The sequence below is a fragment of the Lewinella sp. LCG006 genome (assembly GCF_040784935.1).
Lineage (GTDB): Bacteria > Bacteroidota > Bacteroidia > Chitinophagales > Saprospiraceae > Lewinella.
This window is the reverse complement of sequence record NZ_CP160680.1, coordinates 6,776,644-6,800,181: the sequence shown is the minus strand read 5'-3', so window position 1 is coordinate 6,800,181 and position 23,538 is coordinate 6,776,644. Positions and strand designations below refer to the sequence as shown.

Below are 23,538 nucleotides of genomic sequence, written 5' to 3'. Positions count from 1 at the left end.
CCAAGCTACGGCCAAACCTTCAAGGATGTACATCTACTAGTGCCGAAGGCACCAACGGTGAGCTGTTCCGTAAGTTGCTTCTGGTTAACGTTCACACAAAACTATAAGCCCAGTAAATCAAAAGCAGCTGCACGGGAAGCCGTAGCGCTGTCACCCAGACCATTTTTTGCTTTTTTAGTGCTTTTTGAAAATGGTAGACATTGGCTGGAAATACCGCGATGAGCAAGACAATGATACCAATAGCTGCGTAGGTTCGCGTAGCAGGGAAAAATAAAAAAACGCCTAGTAAAATCTCTCCAGCACCCACTATTTTGTTGACAACCTCAGGGGCAGGCACCCATTTTGGGGTGATACTCAGGAAGAATTTTGGAATTCGAAAATGAGTAATACCCGCAACGATGTATACCGTTGCCATCAAGATCAGTGAAAAAAGGCAAGTGATAGTCATAAGTAGTTTTTAAAACACCCCGTTTTCTAGTTCACGCGTCAAGACCTCTTGGTAGGCTTTCTCATCAAATTTATAAATAATCGGGGCTCTATTTTGTGCACCCATGCGGCGCTGACCAGTATCTACGAGAATGCCGTAGGTTAGAATTTTGCGTCGAAAATTACGACGATCCAGTTTACGCATCAGAATGGTTTCATAAAGTGCTTGCAACTCTGGAATCGTGAATTCATCAGGTAGCAGGTTCAAGCCGATGGGTTGATGGTTCAATTCCTTTTTAAGGGTCACATGTGCATGCTGAATTATCTCAGCATGGTCAATAATCATCGGAGGAAGATGATTCAAGGGGACCCATTCGCATACTTCTGAGGTGAAATCAGGTTGTGGTTTTACTACTTTAGAATACTCTACCAAGGCATAGTAACCAACAGAAATAAAGCGTTGCGCAAACCATGCTCGTGACGACTCCGGAAGTAGCCCATCCTTTACCATCTTGTCTACGGTTTCTCTCTGGGTACGGTTGGCGGCGCCAAAAACCTTGAACTGTTTTAAAAAAATATCTTGTAAACCCGTTCTGTTTTTCAAAATAGCAGTAGCCGCTAAATCAAGGTCTTGATCCACCTCTACAAAGCCTCCTGGTAAAGCCCAGATAGCTTGGTTTTTCAACTTTAACAGGAGTACTCTAAGCTCATTGTCATGGAATCCGAGAATAACGCAATCTATTGATACGGAAGGGAGATAATTAGACGGATTCATTTTTTGTAAAGAGATGTGGGCGATATAAAAAGGGCAGCTATTAATAAAATCAAAGATAATTAATAAAGCGGAGAAATAATTCTCTATATTTGTGTCATTGTGACACAATAAAGCATTAAAGCCATGCAGAAAATACTTGCCGTCTTATTTTTTTCGCTTATTTTATTAGCGTGCGAAAACAAAAACAATACCATGGAAGAAAGCAAATCGCCTGAAAATGAGTCGACTGATGCTGCGATTGATCAGCAGGTAAAAGATTGGATCGCCCAATTGACACTGGAAGAGAAAGTGAATCTAGTGGTTGGAATGGGGATGAATGTTCCCGGATTGACAGAAGCTGAGCAGCCCGAAAAGGTGCCTGGAGCGGCGGGCAGCACCTACGAAGTGAAACGACTAGGCATACCTTCCATGGTACTTTCTGACGGCCCTGCTGGTCTTCGTATTGAACCAACCCGAGAAGGTACCGACAAGACCTTTTATTGCACTGCTTTCCCTATTGCTACGCTGCTGGCATCAAGCTGGGATACGGAATTGGTTGAGGAATTAGGTAAAGCTTTTGGGAAAGAGGTAAAGGAGTACGGTGCAGATATCCTACTGGCTCCGGCACTTAATATACATCGCAATCCGTTGGCAGGCCGCAATTTTGAATACTACTCTGAGGATCCTTATTTGAGTGGGTACATGGCAGCAGCCATCGTAAATGGGGTAGAATCAAATGGTGTAGGAACAAGTATCAAGCACTTCGTAGCCAATAATAGCGAGACCAACCGGATGATGCTGGATACGGAGGTAGGTGCTCGTGCCTTGCGGGAGATTTACCTAAGAGGGTTTGAGATCGTTGTAAAGCATGCACAGCCCTGGACGGTAATGAGCTCCTACAATAAAGTAAATGGCACCTACACCTCACAAAGCAGTGAATTATTAGAGACCATCCTACGGGAAGAATGGGGCTTCGAAGGCTTAGTAATGACCGACTGGTTTGCCGGTGATGATGCGGTGGCACAAATGAAAGCAGGCAATGACCTCATCATGCCGGGTGTGCCTGAGCAAAGAGCTGCCATTTTACAAGCGGTAAAAGCAGGTGAATTGGAGGAATCAATACTGGACAGAAATGTAGGACGTATTTTGCGCATTTTGTTGCAGTCTCCTGTTTACCAGGAATACGCCTATAGTGATAATCCTGATCTGAAGAAGCACGCGGAAATAGCACGTCGAGCAGGGGCTGAAGGAATTGTGTTGCTAAAAAATCAGGACAAGGCTTTACCGCTTTCTGGAAACACAAAAAAGGTAGCAGCCTTCGGGATAGGTTCTTATGAATTTATTGCTGGTGGATCGGGAAGTGGAGATGTCAATGAAGCCTATACCGTATCCTTGGTAGAAGGATTGGAAAATGCAGGCATCACCATTGATACCCCGCTCAAGGACAGTTACGAAACTTACATTGCAAACGAGAAGGCCAATTTGCCGGAGAAAAAATTCTTTTTTGAGTTATTGCCTCCAATCACGGAAAAACCACTCGAAAAGGCGGAAATAGAAAAGGCGGCTGCCGCTACAGAAATGGCTTTTATCACCATTGGCCGTAATTCTGGAGAATTTCAGGACCGTAAACAAGAAGGAGACTTCTACCTCACGGCCGCTGAAAAGTCAATGATAAAAGCGGTCTCAGAGGTCTACCACGCAGCGGGGAAAAAAGTAGTACTACTACTCAATATTGGCAACGTTATCGAAATGGCTAGCTGGCGCGATCAGGTGGATGCTGTTGTGCTCGCCTGGCAAGGTGGCCAAGAAGCAGGCAATGCACTGGCTGATGTGTTAACGGGAAAAGTGACGCCTTCAGGAAAATTGCCAACTACTTTTCCAATAAGTTATGACGATGTTCCTGGTGCGGCTACTTTTCCTGGAGAAGAGATTCCCGGTGGAAAAGAAAAAATGGTAGGTCCCATGAGTATGGGTAAAGACATGAAAATCAGCTATGATGAAGGCATCATGGTCGGGTACCGATACTACCATACTTACCAAAAGCCCACCGCTTATCCTTTTGGTTTTGGCTTGTCTTATACCAGCTTTGAGTACAGTGGTTTGTCTTTAAGTGCTTCCTCCTTTTCCGATAAACTTACGGTAGAAGTGACGGTGAAAAATACCGGAGCATACAGCGGTAAGGAAGTCGTGCAGCTCTACCTTACTGCACCAGGGAAATCAATGGAAAAGCCTGCCTTAGAGCTGAAGGCGTTTGGTAAAACCAAAACCCTTAAGCCAGGTGAAACAGAAAAACTATCTTTTGTCCTTACGGCTAAAGATTTAGCTTCATTCGCAACCGAGAATGCTGCCTGGATGGTGGAGCCTGGTGACTACGAAGTGAAAATTGGCGCTTCCAGTACGGATATTCGCCTTAAGAAGAACTTTACGGTAGCCAATGAAATCTTGGTAGAGAAGGTGAAGGGGGTACTGTAATAATGTAAGACTAAATAAGCTGAGGTTTACCTACGGTGCTGCTGGCCATGGTGGTACAGCAGGCGGGCCGGCAGCACCGTAGGTAAACCTCACAGTACTAGGTAGTCAGATAGAACACCTTTTTAATCCAAGTACACCGTACCAAGTACCCATTTTACATATTAGGAATCGTTTCGTCCATCCAAGCCAATCTATTTTTGAGGTAGTTGATCATTGCCTCTATCTCGTTGGCATAATCAACTTCTATTCCCGACCAGCGTTCGTAGTTGCGTTCAATGGCGCCATTGTCGACCAGGTAGGCCGAGGTTTCACGAACAAGGTCTTCTATTCTTTGCGTTGCGAGTACGTTTGCCCTCAAGGAACTCCAGCGTTGTTTTAGTAGATTAATAAAAACAGGGTCTTCTAGCAGGCGATCCCACCAGAAGGGGACCAGCCAGGCATCGCCGGGTACATAGTCATTGTAATTCGCAATCCAGTCATTGGAGGGCACACGGTCTTGTGAGTTGTAGCCAATATTCAAATCCCAAACGGGACCAATATGCAGCTTTTCTCCTCGATCTTTGAACAAGTAGGTGCTGATACGATAGGCATCCACATTGCTTACCAATTCGTTGAGGATGAAGTAATCAACAAAGCTGGAGAGCTCTATGTAATCGGTGTAGCTTCTTTCGTTCGAAGTAAGGTCATCGTTGAGTAAGGCCGTTTCAAACGACTCCATATACCCTTGAATGTATTCCTTTTGCTGTGCAGTAATCCGGTCTGCTCGGGGATATTCGTACAAAAAGTAGGTCTCTAAATACTGCTGAGCATGATAAGGCGGACGGAAAGCTTCAAAGTCTAAGGTAGAGCCATCCACACCATAATTAGACCTGAAACTGATGGTCTCGTTATAACGCGCATCATCATCCCAGTTTGATTCGTAATAGGAGAGGGGTTGATTAGGGGCTACATCTGCCCCTGATGTCTTATCTATTTTTAGAATATAACCTCCGGTGATTTGTTCTGGGTCATTATCACTTTCCTCCAGGCGGGCAATGTCAATACGGTCGTTATCCCGCTTTAGTTTCTCCATCAGCAGATAGGTTCCCCTGAAGTTACCATTCACTGTCAGTTCTATGAATTGGCTACGACTGGCATAATTACCCATGGAGCGATACAGCTCATAACCAATATGATGGCGCATCAGGGTGGGATCAAAAATGATGCCCTCACTAGCACGAAAGACGTGGCCCATTAAAATCCAGTCTTCCTCTTCAGGAAATCCCAGGATGCTTTTGGCTTCATCATTGTTATTGTCATCCCAGGTTTCAAAACCATAAGACTTTTTATCGCTTAGGCGAAAAGAAGTCGAGCCTCGGTACTCGATGCCAATGGTACTCGTAAAGACCTCTTGATCTTGCTGATAAATTCGGAGTTGACCCGGTACTTTAGGTTCGTTTTCAATGTCTGATGCTGTGGTGATGACCACATAAGGTAGCTCACTGTCAGTACCAACTGGGCCTATCGGTCCCGGTCCATCGGAAGAGTCTTTTTTACAGCTGATGACCAATAATAATGCAAACCCAAAGAGTAAGAAAATCTTTTTCATAACAGACCCAAGTTGTGCCCAGTAGACAAGTTTGTTTTAAATAATGGGGAAAGATAAAGAAAATCCTCCTGTCGCTACAAGCCGACCACTTAATCCCGTTCCGGACCAATGACGACGTGCCATAGCTTTGCCTCCCAGCGGGTCACCAGGCCCGCTAGATAGTAAGGGTCATTATTGACAAATTCTTCTATTTCCTTAATGTCTTCGACCTTGAAGAGTAAGCCAGCCTCTTTGCCACCCTCAAAAGCTCCTCCCAGAAAAAAAGCTCCTTTAGCCTGCGATGCTTTGACGTGCTGGAAATGCTCAGCCCGATAAGCTTCCCGTGCCTCCAGGTAATTATCAACCAATTGATAAACAAGTAAATACCACATTGATAGACCGTTTTATGGAGAGAACTCACTAAGGTATTGAAAATTATTTGTGTCTATGCCCTTAAAAAATGCCCATCGTCGATAGAGCGTAGATATCTAATGCTGTTTTTCAAAATCCTCCTGTGCCCTTATTTGCCTCATGTGGTTCAAAAAAAAAGCCCGTTCCGAAGAACAGGCTTTAAGTCGGGATGACAGGATTTGAACCTGCGGCCTCTCGCCCCCCAGGCGAACGCGCTACCGGGCTGCGCTACATCCCGAAAAAGAACGAAAACACCATAAAAGAAGTGCCTTTCATTCGGGGAACGCAAAGAAAGAAACTTTTCTTCAACCCTGCAAGCCAAAACCCATTTCTTTTCTTAAGGAAAGACTTGTTTATTTATCAAGTATTGGGTCGTCTCTTAGTTCTACCTGCCCGCTGACAAGCTGCCCTCGGTACTCGATTTCTACGGAATAGTGTCCGGCGCTGGCGGCGATGGGGCGAGGTCTGGCACCCAGCGGATACCCATAGTGTCCGTAATCAGCAGCCATGATGTCCCATAATTCCAGATAGCGATCTTCGTCGTAGTTTTGCTCGACCTTCTCAAATCCGTCGGCCAGTTCGCTTAATTGGCGCTGTTTTACTTTGTCCTTTATTTGGGGTTTTAGTTGGTTAATCGTAGCCAACATCACTGCTATCTCTTTTAAGGGAGGTACTGGGGGGAAACTCATCTCCCAATATATGCGGTTAAGACCTGGCTGAGCCGCAACCTTCCATTGCTGGTTTTCTGTCAAATTGCCTTTCACGGTGACGGTCAGAGAATCGCCAGCTGTGGCCTCACTTACCCAGCATTGGAGGAGGCCACCATCGCGAGGGTTTTCGCCAATGAATTGGAAATAAGGCTGTTTGCGGCCCGTATTGATACTTTGCCATCGGGTAGAACGCCGACTGGGAAGGAAGCTGAATTCGCCTTTGCTGCCTGGTTGGGCCAATGCACGTAGCGCACTGAGATCGTCGAGTATCCAGATGCTTCGACCGTGGGTGCCAGCTATAAGGTCTCCTTCGCGGGGATGAATCACCAAGTCGTGGATGGCTACCTTAGGCATGTTATTGCGCAGACTTTGCCACTGCTTTCCCCGGTCGAGGCTAAAATGTACGGCCGTTTCTGTACCAACAAATAGGAGATTCTCTACCTGTGGATCTTCCCTGACAACGTAACAGCTCCACTCCTTTGGCAGGTTTTGATGCAGTGCTTGCCAGGTTTTACCATAGTCTTCCGTCACAAAAACATAGGGCTGCATATCATCGTAGCGGTGATTGTCCAGGGTGACATAACATCGCCCCGGTTGGTGCCGCGAGGGTTCCACTCTACTCACCCATGCGGTTCCTCCGTAGGTTTTGCCAGGAGCAGCTTCACGGCGCGGTACCTCGGGGAGATGAATGCCTACTTCTTCCCAATGATAACCCCCATCTCGTGTGACGTGCAGATAGCCATCATCGGTGCCCGCCCAAACGACATCGGTATTCATCGGTGATTCGGCGATAGTGACGACCGTGAAATGATTTTCTCCGCCAGTTACACTACGCGTGAGGTAACCACTCTGAGAAGGATTACGCCAGGCTGGATCATTCGCCGTTAAGTCGGGACTGATGATCCGCCAGGTTTTTCCTTTATCGTCGGAACGAAAAACGTGGTTACCCGCAAAATAGACCCGTTGCGGCAGGGTAGGAGAGAGCACCAGCGGGCTACTCCAGTTGAACCGAAATTGAGGAGGAAGCTTCTGGCGATCGGTTTCTTCGTAAAAAAACCAGTGCTCACCGGGGTCAATCGTGTATTCAATCAAGGGGTCTGTTCGCTGCGGATCGAAGTGCTCCTGATAGTTGGTGATGGTTTGCGGACTTGGCGTAATGTACTCGTATTCCCTGGTTTCGCGATTGATCCTTACGGCAAAACCTACGTGATTCACCAGGTATGTTGTTCGCCAATCGGTAGGGTCAACCTGAAAATGAAAACCATCGCCTTCCCCAACCCAGGTATTGTGCTCGTTCAAAATACCTCTAGGCTCTCTACTGTTGCTAGGCCCGATCCAAAGGCCATTGTCTTGAAGGCCACCACCTACCCAATAAGGGTCTTGCATATCCACACCAATGGCATAGTACTGGCCAATCGCCATGTTGTTGTAGGAGAGAATGGTAGCTCCACCATCTACACTGAGACGCAAGCCTTGGTCGGTACCCAAGTACATAATATCGCTATCGTAAGGAGCGATCCACATGGCATGATCATCCCCTCCGTCGGTGCGCCAACGTCGGGGTTTAAAGGTTTTTCCCCCATCATAGGAAATTTGAAAATCTCGTGAAACGACATAAATGGTATCTGGCCGGGAAGGATCAATTTCTATCTGCCCGTGATAAAAGGGGCGGACGGCGTGTTTGTACATAAATTGCCAATGATCACCACCGTCATCAGAACGATAAACGCCGGAACCCGGTACACCTTTGGGCAGGTTCTCGTCGGCCTCAATGGCGGCAACCATGATGTTGGGAAACTTTCTGCAAATGGAAATATCGATCATACCCGTGGCACCAGTAGGAAGGCCGCTAGTGAGTTTTTTCCAGGTTTTTCCGCCATCTTTACTTTGAAACATTCCCCCTTCCTCTCCACCACTGGTATAATAAAAAGGCTGCCTTAGCCGGTGATAAAATCCAGCAAAAAGGGTGTTAGGATCATCGGGGTGCATCACAATTTCGGTACAGCCGGTCTTACCGTCTTCGGGCAGGTTGTTGGTCAGTTTTTGCCAATTTTTACCGCCATCCGTCGTTTTGTATAAGCCTCTTTCACCACTGTAACCCCACAGGTGGCCCACTACTGCGACATAGGCAATGTTTGGGTCGGTAGGATGCAAGGCAATGTCGGCAATATGATGACTGTCTTCAAATCCAACCCGTAGAAAACTTTGCCCTCCATCGGTACTTTTGTAGAGGCCATCTCCCCAACCCGAGCTATTGCGGTTGGCGGATTCGCCCGTACCTACCCAGATAATCTCAGGTTGGGCCTGGTGCAAAGCAACGGAGCCAATGGAGCCCGCACCCGCTTCATCAAAAATTGCGTCCCAGGTAATCCCCCCATTCTTACTTTGAAAAACCCCTCCCGAAGCGGAGGCGCAGATAACATGGCGATAATCGGTATTCAAAGCATCAATATCGGCGATCCGCCCCATCATGTTAGCAGGACCGATGTTGCGCCATGCCATACTTTGGAAAAGGGAGGGGTCAGATTGGGCCCTGAGCAGTAAAGGGATGATTAGAAAGGTACAGCAAACGAGTAGGCAAGTTCGTTTCAGCATTTTCCTTTAAAGGTACTAATTAAGAAAATACTGTGGCCCTATTTTACAACCATCTAACCATCAGCTATTTTAAAGTCGGAAGTGGGACGGTCTTTTCGCGTAAGACGAAAGTGAGTTCACGCCTCCCATGGATGACGATAAATATCTGTTGGCAATCGCATCATCTTAAGCAACCTCAGGTGATGTTCTTCGATGCCCTGCAAGTGTACGCTGGCTTTGTGATCATCAGTCATTATGTAGATCATCTGGACGCTTCGGAACGCGCTTAAGACCAGCGATGTGGTAGGTCGCTCAACTTTGCGGCCGGGATTGCCGGGCACCAGATTGGTAAGATAGCTGTTTTGTTCGCTTTTCAGTGTTTGGCGGATGGTGTATTGCCACAGATTATAGTACTGTAGAGCCAGCATTAGTATGCGCAACATGGCTTGGATGCGATTTTCTTTTTTCAGGAAGATTGGCGTAAGCGAGGTGCATTTGGTCAACAGCAAATGAAAATGCTGCTCGATACGATACTCCTCCCAGTAACAAAGTACCACCTCGCAAGCCGAGAGTCTATCCGAAGGAGCGTTAGTGGCCATCACGCGCCATCCGGCCAGTTGCTGTTCGATGTTGTTTTGCTGCTCGTCCAGTGTAAGTTCCACACTGCAAGGTTCGGCCGGGTCCTGAGATAGTGTGATCTTCCAGCTGTATAGGTGAGCGACTTTGTGCTTGTCCAGTATCTTGTTGATGGTTCGTTCAGCTTCCTCTACCGACTTGATCGTTTTACGACCTCGGTTGCGCGTGAAGCGCAGTCTGACCTCCTGGCAAGCGGTCTGGCAGCGTTGCTCTAGTTGGGCAACTTGGCGCTTGCGTAGATTCAAGCTACATACCCCGAATAGCCTTTGGGTGTGAATCGTGCCGTCAGCGGAGATGATTTCACGTGCGGGCAGCTCTTTAACCAGCGCGATGGCTTGTGAATCCTTACTTCCCGCCGCCTGACGCATTACGCGTTCGGCGGGCTCTTGTTGTTGCTCAATCCACTCACGGGCTTGCATTAATTCCTCTCGTGAGTATTGCCGTTGAGCCAATGGGCCCAAGTAGTAGTTGCCGCTGTCAGCAATGAAACACATATTGTACTGATTACACAGCTTGCGGTCTCCCACTACCAGTACTCCTTTGGACTTGAGACCTTGTTCCCAGGCCTGTTCCAAGGCTGGCACGTAAAGCTTGTCGTCACTGTTTTGCCCTGCTACCACGTTCAGAGCCAGTGGCAGGTTGGCTTTGTCTATAGCCAGTAGCATCAATTTTACCTGAGGTAGGGCCAAACCCGTGGCATTATGCCCCAACTGAAAAATGCCTTCTGTTTCTCGATGACTTTGAGCCGTGGTACTGTCGATACGCACCGTATCAAGGGGACCTTGATCAGTACCGTTGTCCAGATCGTAAAACCGAATTAGCGATTGGTTATGATCGCGCTGAAAGGACATCCAGCGCTCATCGTCCTTAGACAGGTAGTCCAGCAGACTACCCAAACGGTCATCACTGAGATAAGCAGCCTGAAAATCAGCTTCATCCAAAAGCCAACTCAACGTGCGCTCCAAGCCCAAAGCCCAGTCTTCTACGTTGTACAGTCGATGATCGTTCTCGCTCAGAATATAGACCAGAAAAGCCTCCAATGTCTTGCCAATACTGGTTCCCTGCCACAAATGATGAGTAGGATAGTGCTTGTCCACGCGCTGGGACAAACCGGTCGATTGGAGTAGGCGACTAATCGCCGGTAGATCGCCTACAGGCTCTGCTTTGATCAGCATACAGTTTTCTTATAAAACGCTTTGCGAACTCACTTTCGTCTTACGCGAAAAGACCGTGGGAAGTCGGAAGTCGGAAGTGTTTCGCATCCGGTCAATAGTCAACCAACAACCACCTCTACCCCTTAGGCTGAAACACCTTGAACGAATCAATAAAACGATCCGTAGAAGTATTCATGCCGTATTCTCGGCGCGTAACGGTTTGGACGGTATAAAAGCGATGGTTGGCAATGATGGCTTTGGTGCGAATGCTGCCACGGCCGTTGAGGTAATCAATTCGCCAGTAGCGGTAGGGAAAGGTTTGAATAAAACCATCTTGAGAAAACATCATCTCTCCCCGCACCGATTCGAGGGCTGCTTCTTGGGTTTCATCCAGCATCGCTTGAATCAGTTCGGTACTATCAGCGGGAAGCGTGCCTTCGGGGTAATCAACATAGCTGATCATGTACACTTCGTTTTCCGCTTTTTCACTGGTAGGGGCAAGGTACAAAGTGTGGTAGATCATTTTGCCCAAAGGCGTTTCAATACTATCTACTTTCTCCTGAAAGTCACCAGGGCTCCATACCCGAAATTTGCCCTCGAAATGAGCTTTTTCTTCCCACTTGGCTTCCGCTAGTTCCCAGCTTTTAAGAGGGTCAAGGGCATCATCGTTCTGGCTGTAGACGAGGCTGGTGAGACAAAGACTAAAAAGGAGGGAAAATGGTATCTTCATGCTGGATGACAGTTTGCGGTCACATTCGTTTCTTAAACCAGAATTAAGGTTATTTATTGTGACGTAAGTAGAGACGAATAGTTACCCCAAGAGGTTGTATGCCGAGGGAGCAATGGTTTCAGAAAGTGGAACGGCGGGTAAAAGGCATAAAAAGTTGTGGCTTTTTGCAAATTACAAGAATAAGTCATACCTTAGTTTTGAAAATAAACTAAGTGCAATGATCCAAGGCTCACATTTGAGTAAAATATACCGGGCAGGGTGGGGGAATCTCACTGATTTATACCAACTTACCATGGTTTATGGCTACTGGCAGCAGAAGATTCACGAACGCCCCGCAGTCTTTCATCTTTTTTTTCGGGCCCACCCTTTCAAGGGACAATACACCGTTGCTGCGGGCTTGGCGTTAGTAGCGGATTATTTGCGAAATTTCGGTTATTCAGCGGAAGAGGTTCAATATTTGGGGAGCTTGAAAGGAGCAGATGGAAGAGTTTTGTTTTCTGAGACCTTTTTGCATTACCTGCAACGAATGCGTTTTTCGGGTACGGTCTATGCTGTTCCGGAAGGTACGTTGATGTTTCCCCATGAGCCATTAATTCGTATTGAAGCTCCGCTGGCAGAGGCCCAGTTAATCGAAACGGCTTTGCTTTCATTGGTTAATTTTTCCAGCCTAATTGCTACCAAAGCCGCTCGGATGCGCCAAGCGGCCGGAGCTGATCTACTCCTGGAGTTTGGCCTACGCCGTGCACAGGGGATAGATGGTGGATTAACCGCCAGCCGTTCGGCTTACATAGGGGGATGTGATGCGACCAGTAATGTATGGGCGGGACAACATCTGGGTATTCCTGTAAAGGGTACTCACGCGCACAGTTGGGTAATGGTTTTTGCGGATGAACTGGAAGCTTTTCGAACTTATGCAGCTGCACTGCCCAATAATTGTACTTTTTTAGTCGATACCTACGATACCCTCTCTGGTGTAGAGAATGCTCTCAAGGTAGGTTTGGAATTGAGAGAAAAAGGCCACCGTCTATTGGGAATACGCCTCGATAGCGGAGATTTGGCCAGCCTTAGTAAACGGGCCCGCATCTTACTTGATGAAGCGGGTTTTCCTGAAGCGGCCATTGTTGCCAGCAATGACCTGGACGAACATGCGATCCGGGACCTGAAACAAGCTGGTGCGAAAATTACGACCTGGGGAATCGGAACGCGCCTGGCGACGGGCTATGACCAGCCAGCTTTGGGCGGCGTTTACAAATTGGCGGCCATTGCGAATGATGAAGGACAATTGGAACCACGCCTGAAGCTAAGTGATCAGGAAATAAAGACCTCCAACCCCGGTGCACAACAGGTAAGACGCTATTTTGAGGAGGGAATACCAATAGGTGACATCATTTACGAAAAGGGCCGCCCGCCAGGCGTGGTGCCCGAATTGGTGCCTTTTCATCTGGCCGGTACAGTGACGCTTTCAGAAAATGCAGAGAGTAAAGACCTCCTATTACCCATTATCAATGAAGGCGATTTCTGCTATGATTTCCCTACCTTAGAGGCAATCAGAGACTTTTGTCGCACGCAGATTGAAGGCCTGGAAAAAAGGGCTGACAAACCCTATGTTTATGGATTAGAGCTTCAATTAGCTGCTCTAAAGCAACAATTGATCGCTCAAAACAAGTAGCTTAGGTATGCCATATACGTACGAATATCCACGACCTTCCGTAACGGTCGATTGCGTAATTTTTGGTCTCGACGAATCACAACAACTCAAAGTCTTGTTGATTCGCCGCAAGGGGGAGCCCTATGCAAACAAGTGGGCCCTGCCCGGTGGTTTTGTGCAAATAGAAGAGTCGCTGGAGAACGCTGCTCGTCGTGAGCTGAAGGAAGAAACAGGGGTGGAGAATATCTTTATGGAACAGCTCTACACCTTTGGTAGCCTGGGCCGTGATCCCCGTGGTAGAGTCATCAGCGTGGCTTATTTTGCGCTAGTCAACCTTGCGGAGCATACCCTGCGGGCTGACACCGATGCCGAAGATGCTGCCTGGTACAGTATCAATGATCTTCCGGAGTTGGCTTTTGATCATGCTGTAATTTTACAAACAGCATTAGACCGGTTACGTTCTAAGCTCCGTTATCAACCCATTGGTTTTGAGCTGCTTCCGGAGCATTTTACCCTTTCGCAGTTGCAGCAATTGTACGAAACGGTACTGGGCGTTCCGAGCCTGAACAAACGAAATTTCCGCACCCGCATCATGAAAATGGGGGTGCTGCGGGAGGTTGGTCGGCAAACCAATGTTGCACATCGGCCAGCGATGCTCTTCAGCTTTGATAAGGAAAAATACCAGGAACTTTTCCAAAATCGGGAGCCAGATCTCCTCAAGCGAGGCGTCGATTTTGAAATTTGATTTTACTACTTATGAAACTAACTTTTATCCCTACCGGCCTCTTCAAACTTGATGGTGGAGCGATGTTTGGGGTCGTTCCCAAGCAATTATGGCAACGGCTGAATCCCCCCGACGAACAAAACCTTTGTACCTGGGCCATGCGCTGTTTGCTGATTGAAACCGCTGGTCGAAAAATTCTGGTAGATACGGGCATTGGCGATAAGCAAGATGAGCGTTTCCGCTCGCATTTTCACCCCCATGGCGAGGATACCCTCTTGGGGAGCTTGGCACAACAGGGCTTGCAGCCAGAAGATATTACGGATGTTTTGCTTACCCACCTTCATTTTGATCACGTCGGAGGAGCAGTGAAGTACAATGCAGCCGGACAAGCAGTACCCACCTTCCCCAACGCGACCTACTGGACCAATGATCGCCACTGGAAATGGGCCATTGATCCCAACCCCAGAGAAGCTGCTTCTTTCCTGAAAGAAAACCTCTTGCCGCTGAAAGATCATGGTGTCCTCCAAATGTTGGATGTTCAGAAAGATGACCTGGAATGGCTGCCCGGCATTCGCCTGCGTTATGTTTATGGCCATACCGAAGCCATGATGTTGCCGATTATCGAGCACCAAGGGCAGACCCTTGTGTATGCAGCCGATTTGCTGCCTTCGTCGTTTCATATCAATATGCCCTACGTAATGGCGTATGATATTCGACCGTTGGACACACTAAAAGAAAAAGCCCGCCTGCTGGAGGAAGCAGAAGCCAATGATTGGTTGATTGCTTTTGAACATGATCCAAAGTTAGCAGTGACGCGCTTGGCGCGGAATGAGAAAGGTCGATTGGGAGTAGGGGAGCTAATGGATTTGAGTGGGTTTAATGCATAAGCACATGGCTGCTTATTTCAAATTTCTTTCTTTTAGCAGTTTTTCTAAAGCTTTGTTGTTTTTAGAACCGTTTGCTATTTTCCAAATAAAGTACAGAGGGATTAAGGTAAAAAGCCCAACCGTGTTTTTCAAGATACTCCATACAATAACTCCAATCATGATCCCAATGACCAGCGCACTCATGATGGAGGCTGATTTCATTTTCTTTGCTTCATTCAACAACTCTTGATCGGTTAACTGGGAAAGTTCTTCTTTTGTCATTGGTCCTGGTTGGTTTATTAGCTTGATGCTGATTTTTTATTGGTCAAGACTCGCCTCACCCCATCACCATATTCACGCCCATCACGTACTTACTATTCTTGGTGAGACGGAAAGGCAGGTGCGCAAAAATAGCTTGTGCGGCCTGGTCGTCCTCTTGTTCGTATTTGAGTTCTAAGACACAGGCCATGTCGTCGAAGAATTGGGTCTTGACGGGGGGATGACTCCATGAGAATGGGGCAAAATTCAACTCCGAATCAATTGTAATCCGGAAGCGACCATCAGCGGAGCCCCAGTAGGATCGCTGATAGCTGTTGATCAACACGGGGCGCAGCGGGAGATACTTCAATGCTGGTACCTGCCGGAACAAGGTCCGCAATTCACTCCAGGGCGTAGTGGGTAAGGCTTGGCTTTCTTTGCTACCCAACTCTCCATCCTTGATTTTGATTTCAAAAACAGGACTTAAAAGCTGTTCGCTAACGGTACCGTACCATCTAAGGCGATGCTTTCGCCGATGGGGGGTACCCGCTACATTTTGATAAAACTCATCGAGGGCAGGCGTGTCAAAATAGATATTATTAACCTGACGGTCAGGAAATAATGGTCTAAAGCTAGCCGGATGGCTACGCAGGGCCTGGTTTACCCAAGGTGGCGATAAGCCCTCGATCCGGTATTTCCTCTCGTATCGCAATTGATTATTTTTTGCTTTTGCGGATTATATAGTTCACCAACCCAGGATTTGTGAATTCTGACTTGCTCTTTTTCCGCCTCGCTGCGTTGAAAAGCCTCGCCAACGCGCTGCGTTGCCTGCGTTTTTCGCCTTGCGAGTCAAAAAAATAGCGGCGTCATTTTTTCACAAACCCTGAATTGGTGAACTATAACTCTTCGTGGCCTACAATTTCCAGTCCGTAACCATCAATGGCTACCCGACGGCGGGGATGATTGGTCAGCAAAACGATATTACCTAAACCTAAATCGCGCAGAATTTGGGCACCTACCCCAAAGTCACGCTGCTCTACATTGTGGTGATTATCCGTAATCTCTTCTTTCTTAGGCTTGCTGTCATTGAGTTCTGAAAGATGTTGGAGGATATCATCGTGTTTTTCGCTATGTCTCATGTACAACACGACACCTTCTCCTTTTTCCGCAACTTTATGAAGTGCTTTCTCCAGGCTCACATAGCTGTCTCCCATCAAAAGGTTGAGCAGGCCACTGCTTTCCATTCCTGAATGCACCCGCACGAGTACCTCGTCTTCAGCTGACCATTTTCCACCTTTCACAAAAGCCAGGTGGAGATCATCGGTGGTGAGTTGACGGTACGCAATGACGGTAAATTTACCAAAGCGGGTGTCCAGTTCAGTCGTCAGTTCTCGTTTTACCAGACGTTCATTACGCATACGGTAGGCAACGAGATCCTTGATCGCAATGATTTTGAGGCCAAATTTCTTGGCTATTTCCATGAGCTGTGGCAGGCGGGCCATGGTGCCGTCGGGATTAAGGATTTCTACCAATACGCCAGCGGGGGCGTAACCAGCCATTTGGGCAAGATCGATGGCTGCTTCCGTATGTCCAGTACGCCGTAAAACACCACCCGTTTTAGCACGCAGCGGAAAAATATGCCCTGGTCGGGCAAAATCGGTAGCCCTGATCTCAGGGTCGATCATGGCTTTAATTCCGGTAGCTCGGTCGTAGGAAGAAATGCCGGTGGTACAGCCTCGCCCAATAAGGTCTATAGATACGGTGAAAGCCGTTTCGTGTAACGCCGTGTTAGAATTTACCATCATCGGCAAGTCCAATTCATTGGCTCTATTTTCGTCGATGGGAGTACATATCAATCCACGGCCATGAGTAGCCATGAAGTTGATGATTTCTGGTGTGACACACTCGGCGGCACAAATGAAATCGCCTTCATTTTCACGATCTTCGTCATCTACAACGATGATGACTTCGCCTGCTTTAATAGCTGCAATCGCTTCTTCGATGGTATGGAGATGAAATTCTCTATTGTCGTTTGGGTGGTTGCCAGACATTGGATTTGATACCTTTAACATAGCGTAAATATCCAGCCAATAAGGCCAGGTTCATGGTTAGGAAATAGCGAACGTTGCGCAATAATGCCCAATGTTTGTTCCACTTTTTGAGTCCTTCATCAAGGAGTGGTGTAAGTGTATACAGGGCGGTTATTAGTACAAACAGCAAGGCATAAAATTGGTTGTGAGACAATAATCCCGCCGTAAGCCAGAGCAAAATTAACCATATTGGCCCAAGCCACCGCAGTATTTTGTGAGAAAAGAAAGGAAAGTTGGGTAATCCGAAAGGAGGGAGCCACAAATCAACGAAGGAAAACATGTTTTGGAGGTTACCCGCCGAAATTCTGGCTTTGCGCCGAAATTCTTCCTTTAACTCGTGGCCAACAGGTTCATAGCACAGTGCTCCAGGTTCTTTAATAGCAAGGCCTCCCCGCCGAAAAGCTTGCAACGTAATGTAAAAGTCATCGACCAAAAAGTTGTCGGGAACAGGCACAAAAAAGTCGGACCGTAGTGCATAACATCCACCAAATGGACCGATCATTTTTTTCCACAGCACTCCCTCATAATACTTTAGGCGCCCTTCCCAGGAAATGTAGCTGTCCTCTGATCCAGAAATATCTACCTCCTGAATGCCTGTATGGAGCATTTGGGCATCGACAATCGCCAAATCTGGATGTTTAAAGTGTTTGACCAAAGCAGCACATACTTCCGGGCTCATCATCACACTGGCATCGGTAATAACAAATACATGAGCTGCCGACGCTGGAAAATGAGAAATTGCTGTTGCTGCCAATTGATTGATGACACCGGGTTTTCCCTGGCGTTTGGGAAAAGGAAAAAAATGCAGGTGTGGATGTTGTTTGGCAAATGTGCTAATGATCTCATTGGTACGATCTCCAGAGTTGTCGGAGCCGATGAAAATATTAATTTTTCCCACAGGATAAGCTTGCCCGATAAGGCTATTGAGTTTTTCCTCGATGACGGCCTCCTCGTTGTGAACGGCCATCAGTACGGATACCTGAGGGAATTGATCGGAGTTGTCGTACTGCTGTGTATCCAGTTGTTTCCCTTTTGCCAGGATAGACAAAGTAGCAGGATAAATCAGGTAGGTATACAAGAGCGCGAAGAGGCTCGACCAGAATAACCATTGTAGCAACAGCGACATAAGCATTACACGGTCTCCACCAGGTGATTAGTATAGGCCTCCATCACTCGATTTGCGATGTTGAGGCTTTCGTAGGCTTCGCACACAAATCGTTGGGCTTGTTGGCCAATCTCGCTTAAGCGTTGTTCAGAAGCTAGTGCATAACGGAGATTCTCAACATATTGATCGGGGGTATTTGCGATCAAGACGTCTTCCCGGTGGGTAGCACTGATTCCTTCCAGGCCAATGCTGGTGGAAATGACAGCCTTACCCAGCGCCATGCCTTCAAGAATTTTTGCCCGCATACCACTGCCCGAGAGCAGGGGTACGATCATCATTGGGTGTTGATTGATAAAAGCAGCCGAATCAGGCACTTCGCCGTGGACAAAAATGTTGGTTTTCTTTAATTGAAGCAGTGATTTTGGTGTATTTCTTCCGGCTATATGAAGTTCGATTTGTGGAAATTCTTTGAGGATCATCGGCCAAACGCGCTGAATAAACCATTCCAAACCTTCCAGGTTGGGCATCCAGTCGAGGCTTCCAATAAAAGAGATGCTAGGCGTTTTATAATGAATAGGTTCTGCCTGGACGAATTTTTCCGCAGAAATGCCGATCGGTGTTACGACTGCTGGAGTCTGACTGCCAAGGTTTCGGAAATAGCGCAGGTCTCTTTCGGTGATGGGTAACAGGATATCGTAATGGTGCAAGGCCTGGGTCTCAAAACGACGCAATTTTTTGGTCAGGTGCCGAAGGTACCACCGTTTTAGACCGTTGGTAGTATGACTGGTGATACGCTCCCAAATTTCGTGTTCTACATTGTGTGCACGCATACTAATCAGAGCCTGAGATTTGGCTTTGATCGTAGGAATATACGGAGCGAGATACAGGGTTTCTAATTGAACGATATCATAATTTTCAGCTTGCAACATTTCCGCCAGGGTTCGGTCGAAAGCAGGAGATACAAAGCGGGAGATATGATAGGATTCGTCAGAAAAGAGATTGAAAAAAGCCGCACTAGCCTTGAGTTGATTATCAACAGCAACAGTTCTTATGGTCTTAAAATGGCTGGCTTCTGGAGGATAAGTGTTTGATTTATAAAAATGTTTGCTGGTATTCATCGCTAGCAAGCTAACCTCGCAACCTAAGTCACTGAGCGCACTGCTAAGGGTATGCACCGCAATAGATTCTCCGTCTTTGAGCGGATATGGGAATTTTTTGCAGAGTAGTAGAATCTTCATGCCTTGGCTTTGTACGATAGTTGCTGAGGAAATTTGAAAAAGAGGATTCCGGTTGGGCAATTCCACCATGGTCCTCTTTTCGCTTAACTAGCTTTTGGGAGGTGCAAGGGATAACAGTGTATCTACTTGCTATCTGCTTGCCAGATGTTATCGGACCGGTCAGTGTCCAACATTCTACGGCTGTCATCTATTTCAACGGAACGAATCTGCTTAACAGGGGTATCAAGGGTCAGCTCGTAAGTTGGGTTAGTCCACGGCCAATCGGGAGCAACCTGATAGGTTTTTCCGCCTTCTGCCTGTTTAGCACCACGCATGATACCGAGTGGAATAGTGTAGTAAGCCTTATCCCCATTGGTCATCGTCACGGTGACATCTACGGGCATAGGCATTGTCCCTGAGTTCTTCAAGGCAATAACGGTTGTTTTTTTCTTGTCTCCTTCGGCTACACTTTCCACACCATAATTAGGCAAGCGAGTCGTATACACAAAGTACTCCTTGAACCAATCCAATTCTAAACCTGATGTTTTTTCCATGACCCTGATCATGTCATTAGGGTTAGGATGCTTGAATTTCCAGGTATTGAAGTAACGCAATAAACCCGCTTTGAAAGTTTCTTGACCTAAAATGTACTGTAATTGGTACAAAAAGAGGGAGCCTTTTACGTAAGAACCTACGCCATAAGCGGCATTGGTAGAAAAGTGATCGGCGTGAATACTCAAAGGTTCTTCCATGCCTGATTGAACAAAATTGAGGAAGCCCGTGACATCGCCCAAGTGAGGATCAGCAACGGCATCTCCCTGGATCAAGCCTTGCTGGCGCAGGTAGTTCATCACCTCGTCGGAGGCGTAGCTGGTAAATCCTTCGTCCATCCAGGCGTAAAGGCTTTCATTGGTAGCCAATACCATTTGGTACCAAGAGTGCATCAACTCGTGCACCGAAACACCCACCAGGCTATTGAGGCTGCGCTCGCCGGTGATCAGCGTACCCATAGGGTATTCCATACCTCCATCACCTCCTTGAATAAAGGAATATTTTTTATAGGGATAGTAACCGTAATTGGCATTGATAAAATCAAAAGCTTTGTCCATAATGCCTGGAAGAAGCTCCCAGTTGGTGGTGGTCGCATCGCCTTCCTGGTAGAAGAAGTGGAGAACATTTCCGTCAGCGCGGGTGAGGGTAGTGTGCTTGTAATCAGGGTCGGCAGCCCACATAAAATCATGCACCATCGGAGCTGAAAAGCGGTAGGTGCGTGTTTTACCTGTTGCGGTACCCGGTTTCCCGTCATTATAAGTGCCGCCTATTTCTTCCTTGTTTTGTAAATATCCAGTACCTCCAATGAGGTAATCTTTATCAATGGTAATGTTGACATCAAAGTCACCCCATACACCGTGAAATTCGCGAGCTACATACGGATTGGCGTGCCAGCCCTGGTAATCGTATTCCGCTAGTTTAGGATACCACTGCGCCATAGAGTAGGATATGCCTTCGCGATTGTCGCGGCCCGAGCGCCGGATTTGCAGAGGAACCTGAGCGCGGAATTTCATTTTCAATTCGGTACTAGCTCCCGGAAGAATAGGCTTGGGAAGATTTACTTCGAGGATGGTTCCTGCCACTTCATAAGAAGTAGGGCTGCCATCCTGGGTGAGGGATGCTACCTCCTGGTAGCCAATTTCATTGGGTTTAAGACTACTGATACGGTCAGCTACCCTGGAATCTGCATCCCGAATGGTTCGGGAGCGCGTATCCATCATACTGCCTGGCTGAAAAGCATTAAAGTAAAGATGGTAAAAAACGCGTGTTAAAGTATCCGGAGAATTGTTGGTGTAGATAATGGTCTGATCTCCAGTGAATTGATGTTTGCTAACATCAAAGTCTATGTCCATGTTATACTTGACGGCCTGTTGCCAGTAGTTAGACTGTGCGAAGAGTAGAGAAGAACCAAGGAGAATAAAAAGAGAAGAGTAGAGTAGTCTTATAAAGCCCATATTTATTGTGTTGCTTTTTTACCTTAACGTTTAAAAATGCTTTTTAATACGTCCTAAAGAGGACAGACGAGGAAAAAGTGACTAGCGGAAAATCTGATGAACCATATCAGCAGCCTTATCTAGTTGATTTTCTGTCATTTCTGAGGTGATCTTCCCTTGGGGTAGGTTGAAAGTATTGTTCAATAATTCTCCAGAGGGTGAAAAAACGTTAACAGGAAACTCAAAGTAGGCTTCGGAAAAGATGCCCTGGTTTTCTTCGATCGTAAAGAATTCCACAAGATTGATAGCATAATTGCGGTAAGGAGCATTGTTTAAAATACTCATGGTGGAGATGTTGTAATAATTGTTCTCCTCATTGTCGGTAGGAATTTCCATCTCCAGTTCCGAAAGGGCTTTAAACATCTCAGGATTACCAGAATGTTGATAGCGGAGAAACTTGGAACCATTGACCAGGGCAATATCAGCATCGCCACGCAGGACGGCGGAAATTGCCTCCCAATCACCTCCTTTGGGGGCGCTGGAAAGGTTCTTTTTGAGTGTTTCCAGATAAATTTGTGCGGGTTCTTCCCCATGAGCGGCAATCATGCTTGCGACCATACTGATGAGGCCGCTGCTGTCGGGGTGGGCCATCGCTACACGGCCTTTGTAGCGAGGATCCAGGATGCCACCGTACTTACGCATTTGCATCAAGTCGACTTTGTCTGCACGGTAAACAAAGCTCATTGTCCAACGTGTTACGCCTCCCCAGTAACCTTCGTTATCGACGTAACGAGAGGGAACAAAATCGCCAAAAGTACCTGCATTATAAGGGGATAAAACACCTGCTTTCTTCAACAGATGGGCATGGTAGAGATCTTCCAGCAGTACTACATCGCCTTTTATTTGGCCTGTCTGCGCCATCTTCACCACGTCTTTGCCTTCGTTGATATAGACGTCTACCGCCTTATTAGCCCTCACTCGGAAGGTATTCAGCAACTGTTGGTCCTGAACTAAATAGCGGTGAGATATCAAGGATATATTGTCGGGGTTAGGGCCCGTTTGTACAGGTGGCGTATTGGTTGCCGTTTCTGGCTTGCAAGCAGTAAACAGACAGTAAACAAGGAGTAAGAGAAAAACATTTTTCATAGAATTCACGATGTGCCGGAATGCGTTTTTAGAAATTCTTTAGCCAGGGCAAAGGTAAACTTTTCATTTTAGTATTTTTACAGGAAGACTTTAAGTAATCCAGCTAAAACAAATTGGATCACCTCATTTTTCATGCTCGCTTTGAGGTGTGCTTTTCTGTGGCGATTTTAATCACTGGGCTTAAACGAACATCCCGAGCGACCCGTCTAGAGGGCTTATTTTTGTTTTCGATGGACTTCAAGCACAAAAATTGTCATAGAATCCAGTATCTTTGCCCCGAACCATTTTGTATGCTTAGTATTATGAATAATCAGCCCTCCAAAAGTTTAATTCTGGCCACTGTATTGATCCTTTTCGCTGTTTTGAGCCGGATCATTCCTCATTATCCAAACTTTACAGCCTTGGGAGCAGTAGCATTATTCGGTGCTTCGCAACTGAAAGATAAGTGGCAGGCGTTGTTGGTTCCTATCGTTGCGCTTTACCTAAGCGACCTGTTTATCAACAACATCGTATATGCTGATTTCTACGAAAGCTTTGTTTGGAAAATCAGTCCTTTTGTCTATGTCGCTTTTGCCATGATCCTGGGTATCGGTTGGTGGTTGAGAGACCGGGTAAACACCGGGAATGTGATAACGGCTAGCCTTACCGCCTCAATTGTTTTCTTCCTTTTAACCAATGCCGCCTCTTGGCAGGTTTCTCCTTTGTACACCAAAGATTTTACGGGTTTTGTAGCGGCGATTGTTGCAGGTATTCCTTTTTTCTGGAGTACGGTAGCTGGTGACCTGTTTTACTGCGGTGTGATCTTTGGTGCTTACGCCTGGTTTCGTCAGCAGTATCCAGCATTGCTGGCTTAAGCATCCCCCTTATGTCCTCATTGGTAGAAGGCCGTGATTATTATCTGGAAAACGGATTAATGGTCCTGACGGCCTATTTCCTCCAACAACGTGGCTATTGCTGTGGCAACGATTGCCGGAATTGCCCTTATAAGGAGGGGAGGGTGATTGTGTGTAGGAAGTTTGGTGGAAATTACTAGAGAGAAAAACTGCCTGAGAAAATTAGACAAGC

General features: G+C 46.9%; 20 protein-coding genes and 1 tRNA gene. 6 read left to right on the top strand and 15 right to left on the bottom strand.

What is annotated here, in order from left to right; all coding sequences use genetic code 11:
• Positions 1-91: 91 nt before the first annotated feature.
• Positions 92-448, bottom strand: a complete 357-nt coding sequence (locus tag AB0L18_RS24870; RefSeq protein WP_367390028.1) for a DoxX family protein — start codon at positions 446-448, stop codon at positions 92-94.
• Between the two features lie 9 nt (positions 449-457).
• Complete coding sequence (locus AB0L18_RS24865; protein WP_367390027.1) at positions 458-1,201, bottom strand: NUDIX domain-containing protein; 744 nt, start codon at positions 1,199-1,201, stop codon at positions 458-460.
• Positions 1,202-1,393: 192 nt separating this feature from the next.
• Here AB0L18_RS24865 and AB0L18_RS24860 point away from each other — a divergent pair, with 192 nt between their 5' ends.
• Complete coding sequence (locus tag AB0L18_RS24860) at positions 1,394-3,652, top strand: glycoside hydrolase family 3 C-terminal domain-containing protein (RefSeq protein ID WP_367390026.1); 2,259 nt, start codon at positions 1,394-1,396, stop codon at positions 3,650-3,652.
• Between the two features lie 154 nt (positions 3,653-3,806).
• Here the strand turns inward: AB0L18_RS24860 and AB0L18_RS24855 are convergent, their stop codons facing one another.
• The 6 genes from AB0L18_RS24855 to AB0L18_RS24830 form a co-directional block, all read right to left on the bottom strand.
• Positions 3,807-5,240, bottom strand: coding sequence for a CotH kinase family protein (locus AB0L18_RS24855; RefSeq protein ID WP_367390025.1), 1,434 nt, complete (start codon positions 5,238-5,240; stop codon positions 3,807-3,809).
• 89 nt (positions 5,241-5,329) lie between these two features.
• The gene (locus AB0L18_RS24850) at positions 5,330-5,611 is read right to left on the bottom strand and encodes a YciI family protein (protein ID WP_367390024.1); all 282 of its coding nucleotides are present in this window, start codon (positions 5,609-5,611) and stop codon (positions 5,330-5,332) included.
• 183 nt (positions 5,612-5,794) lie between these two features.
• Positions 5,795-5,868: transfer RNA gene (locus AB0L18_RS24845), tRNA-Pro, on the bottom strand.
• Positions 5,869-5,983: 115 nt separating this feature from the next.
• Positions 5,984-8,842, bottom strand: a complete 2,859-nt coding sequence (locus AB0L18_RS24840; RefSeq protein WP_367390023.1) for a hypothetical protein — start codon at positions 8,840-8,842, stop codon at positions 5,984-5,986.
• Positions 8,843-9,051: 209 nt separating this feature from the next.
• Entirely contained in the window at positions 9,052-10,725 is a 1,674-nt protein-coding gene (locus AB0L18_RS24835) for an IS1634 family transposase (protein ID WP_367389257.1), read from the bottom strand.
• A 115-nt stretch (positions 10,726-10,840) separates the two neighbouring features.
• The gene (locus AB0L18_RS24830; protein WP_367390022.1) at positions 10,841-11,434 is read right to left on the bottom strand and encodes a hypothetical protein; all 594 of its coding nucleotides are present in this window, start codon (positions 11,432-11,434) and stop codon (positions 10,841-10,843) included.
• Between the two features lie 217 nt (positions 11,435-11,651).
• Between AB0L18_RS24830 and AB0L18_RS24825 the strand changes: the two genes are divergently transcribed.
• The 3 genes from AB0L18_RS24825 to AB0L18_RS24815 are packed head-to-tail and all read left to right on the top strand — an operon-like array spanning position 11,652 to position 14,693.
• The gene (locus AB0L18_RS24825) at positions 11,652-13,103 is read left to right on the top strand and encodes a nicotinate phosphoribosyltransferase (protein ID WP_367390021.1); all 1,452 of its coding nucleotides are present in this window, start codon (positions 11,652-11,654) and stop codon (positions 13,101-13,103) included.
• Positions 13,104-13,110: 7 nt separating this feature from the next.
• A complete protein-coding gene (locus AB0L18_RS24820) occupies positions 13,111-13,827 on the top strand; it encodes an NUDIX domain-containing protein (protein ID WP_367390020.1) in 717 nt (238 codons plus the stop codon).
• Between the two features lie 11 nt (positions 13,828-13,838).
• On the top strand, positions 13,839-14,693 hold the full coding sequence (locus AB0L18_RS24815; RefSeq protein ID WP_367390019.1) for an MBL fold metallo-hydrolase: 855 nt from the start codon (positions 13,839-13,841) through the stop codon (positions 14,691-14,693).
• Positions 14,694-14,705: 12 nt separating this feature from the next.
• On the opposite strand, the gene AB0L18_RS24810 is transcribed toward AB0L18_RS24815, so the two are convergent.
• The 7 genes from AB0L18_RS24810 to AB0L18_RS24780 form a co-directional block, all read right to left on the bottom strand.
• Positions 14,706-14,954 carry an FUSC family protein gene (locus AB0L18_RS24810; RefSeq protein ID WP_367390018.1) on the bottom strand — a complete coding sequence of 83 codons (249 nt, stop codon included), beginning with the start codon at positions 14,952-14,954 and terminating at the stop codon, positions 14,706-14,708.
• A 55-nt stretch (positions 14,955-15,009) separates the two neighbouring features.
• Positions 15,010-15,642, bottom strand: coding sequence for a polyphosphate polymerase domain-containing protein (locus tag AB0L18_RS24805; protein WP_367390017.1), 633 nt, complete (start codon positions 15,640-15,642; stop codon positions 15,010-15,012).
• Between the two features lie 184 nt (positions 15,643-15,826).
• Complete coding sequence (ribB, locus tag AB0L18_RS24800; RefSeq protein ID WP_367390016.1) at positions 15,827-16,981, bottom strand: 3,4-dihydroxy-2-butanone-4-phosphate synthase; 1,155 nt, start codon at positions 16,979-16,981, stop codon at positions 15,827-15,829.
• Entirely contained in the window at positions 16,953-18,146 is a 1,194-nt protein-coding gene (locus AB0L18_RS24795; protein WP_367390015.1) for a glycosyltransferase, read from the bottom strand. Before AB0L18_RS24795 ends, ribB begins: the two co-directional genes overlap by 29 nt.
• A gap of 5 nt (positions 18,147-18,151) precedes the next feature.
• Positions 18,152-19,363 (bottom strand): glycosyltransferase family 4 protein, encoded by a 1,212-nt coding sequence (locus AB0L18_RS24790; protein WP_367390014.1) that lies wholly within the window; start codon positions 19,361-19,363, stop codon positions 18,152-18,154.
• 122 nt (positions 19,364-19,485) lie between these two features.
• Entirely contained in the window at positions 19,486-21,348 is a 1,863-nt protein-coding gene (locus AB0L18_RS24785; RefSeq protein WP_367390013.1) for a M1 family metallopeptidase, read from the bottom strand.
• 81 nt (positions 21,349-21,429) lie between these two features.
• Positions 21,430-22,473, bottom strand: a complete 1,044-nt coding sequence (locus AB0L18_RS24780; RefSeq protein ID WP_367390012.1) for an ABC transporter substrate-binding protein — start codon at positions 22,471-22,473, stop codon at positions 21,430-21,432.
• Positions 22,474-22,775: 302 nt separating this feature from the next.
• On the opposite strand from AB0L18_RS24780, the gene AB0L18_RS24775 reads away from it, so the two are divergent.
• Complete coding sequence (locus tag AB0L18_RS24775) at positions 22,776-23,327, top strand: DUF6580 family putative transport protein (RefSeq protein WP_367390011.1); 552 nt, start codon at positions 22,776-22,778, stop codon at positions 23,325-23,327.
• An 11-nt stretch (positions 23,328-23,338) separates the two neighbouring features.
• Positions 23,339-23,506 carry a DUF5522 domain-containing protein gene (locus AB0L18_RS24770; protein WP_367390010.1) on the top strand — a complete coding sequence of 56 codons (168 nt, stop codon included), beginning with the start codon at positions 23,339-23,341 and terminating at the stop codon, positions 23,504-23,506.
• Positions 23,507-23,538: the final 32 nt, after the last annotated feature.

What these genes read in the sequence shown, in the direction of transcription:
- AB0L18_RS24785 (WP_367390013.1), bottom strand. Translation starts at nt 21,348, where the DNA reads ATGGGCTTTATAAGACTACTCTACTCTTCTCTTTTTATTCTCCTTGGT.
- AB0L18_RS24840 (WP_367390023.1), bottom strand. Translation starts at nt 8,842, where the DNA reads ATGGCATGGCGCAACATCGGTCCTGCTAACATGATGGGGCGGATCGCC.
- AB0L18_RS24775 (WP_367390011.1), top strand. Translation starts at nt 22,776, where the DNA reads ATGAATAATCAGCCCTCCAAAAGTTTAATTCTGGCCACTGTATTGATC.
- AB0L18_RS24870 (WP_367390028.1), bottom strand. Translation starts at nt 448, where the DNA reads ATGACTATCACTTGCCTTTTTTCACTGATCTTGATGGCAACGGTATAC.
- AB0L18_RS24770 (WP_367390010.1), top strand. Translation starts at nt 23,339, where the DNA reads ATGTCCTCATTGGTAGAAGGCCGTGATTATTATCTGGAAAACGGATTA.
- AB0L18_RS24815 (WP_367390019.1), top strand. Translation starts at nt 13,839, where the DNA reads ATGAAACTAACTTTTATCCCTACCGGCCTCTTCAAACTTGATGGTGGA.
- AB0L18_RS24780 (WP_367390012.1), bottom strand. Translation starts at nt 22,473, where the DNA reads ATGAAAAATGTTTTTCTCTTACTCCTTGTTTACTGTCTGTTTACTGCT.
- AB0L18_RS24795 (WP_367390015.1), bottom strand. Translation starts at nt 18,146, where the DNA reads ATGTCGCTGTTGCTACAATGGTTATTCTGGTCGAGCCTCTTCGCGCTC.
- AB0L18_RS24850 (WP_367390024.1), bottom strand. Translation starts at nt 5,611, where the DNA reads ATGTGGTATTTACTTGTTTATCAATTGGTTGATAATTACCTGGAGGCA.
- AB0L18_RS24855 (WP_367390025.1), bottom strand. Translation starts at nt 5,240, where the DNA reads ATGAAAAAGATTTTCTTACTCTTTGGGTTTGCATTATTATTGGTCATC.
- AB0L18_RS24830 (WP_367390022.1), bottom strand. Translation starts at nt 11,434, where the DNA reads ATGAAGATACCATTTTCCCTCCTTTTTAGTCTTTGTCTCACCAGCCTC.
- ribB (WP_367390016.1), bottom strand. Translation starts at nt 16,981, where the DNA reads ATGTCTGGCAACCACCCAAACGACAATAGAGAATTTCATCTCCATACC.
- AB0L18_RS24835 (WP_367389257.1), bottom strand. Translation starts at nt 10,725, where the DNA reads ATGCTGATCAAAGCAGAGCCTGTAGGCGATCTACCGGCGATTAGTCGC.
- AB0L18_RS24865 (WP_367390027.1), bottom strand. Translation starts at nt 1,201, where the DNA reads ATGAATCCGTCTAATTATCTCCCTTCCGTATCAATAGATTGCGTTATT.
- AB0L18_RS24790 (WP_367390014.1), bottom strand. Translation starts at nt 19,363, where the DNA reads ATGAAGATTCTACTACTCTGCAAAAAATTCCCATATCCGCTCAAAGAC.
- AB0L18_RS24825 (WP_367390021.1), top strand. Translation starts at nt 11,652, where the DNA reads ATGATCCAAGGCTCACATTTGAGTAAAATATACCGGGCAGGGTGGGGG.
- AB0L18_RS24860 (WP_367390026.1), top strand. Translation starts at nt 1,394, where the DNA reads ATGGAAGAAAGCAAATCGCCTGAAAATGAGTCGACTGATGCTGCGATT.
- AB0L18_RS24820 (WP_367390020.1), top strand. Translation starts at nt 13,111, where the DNA reads ATGCCATATACGTACGAATATCCACGACCTTCCGTAACGGTCGATTGC.
- AB0L18_RS24810 (WP_367390018.1), bottom strand. Translation starts at nt 14,954, where the DNA reads ATGACAAAAGAAGAACTTTCCCAGTTAACCGATCAAGAGTTGTTGAAT.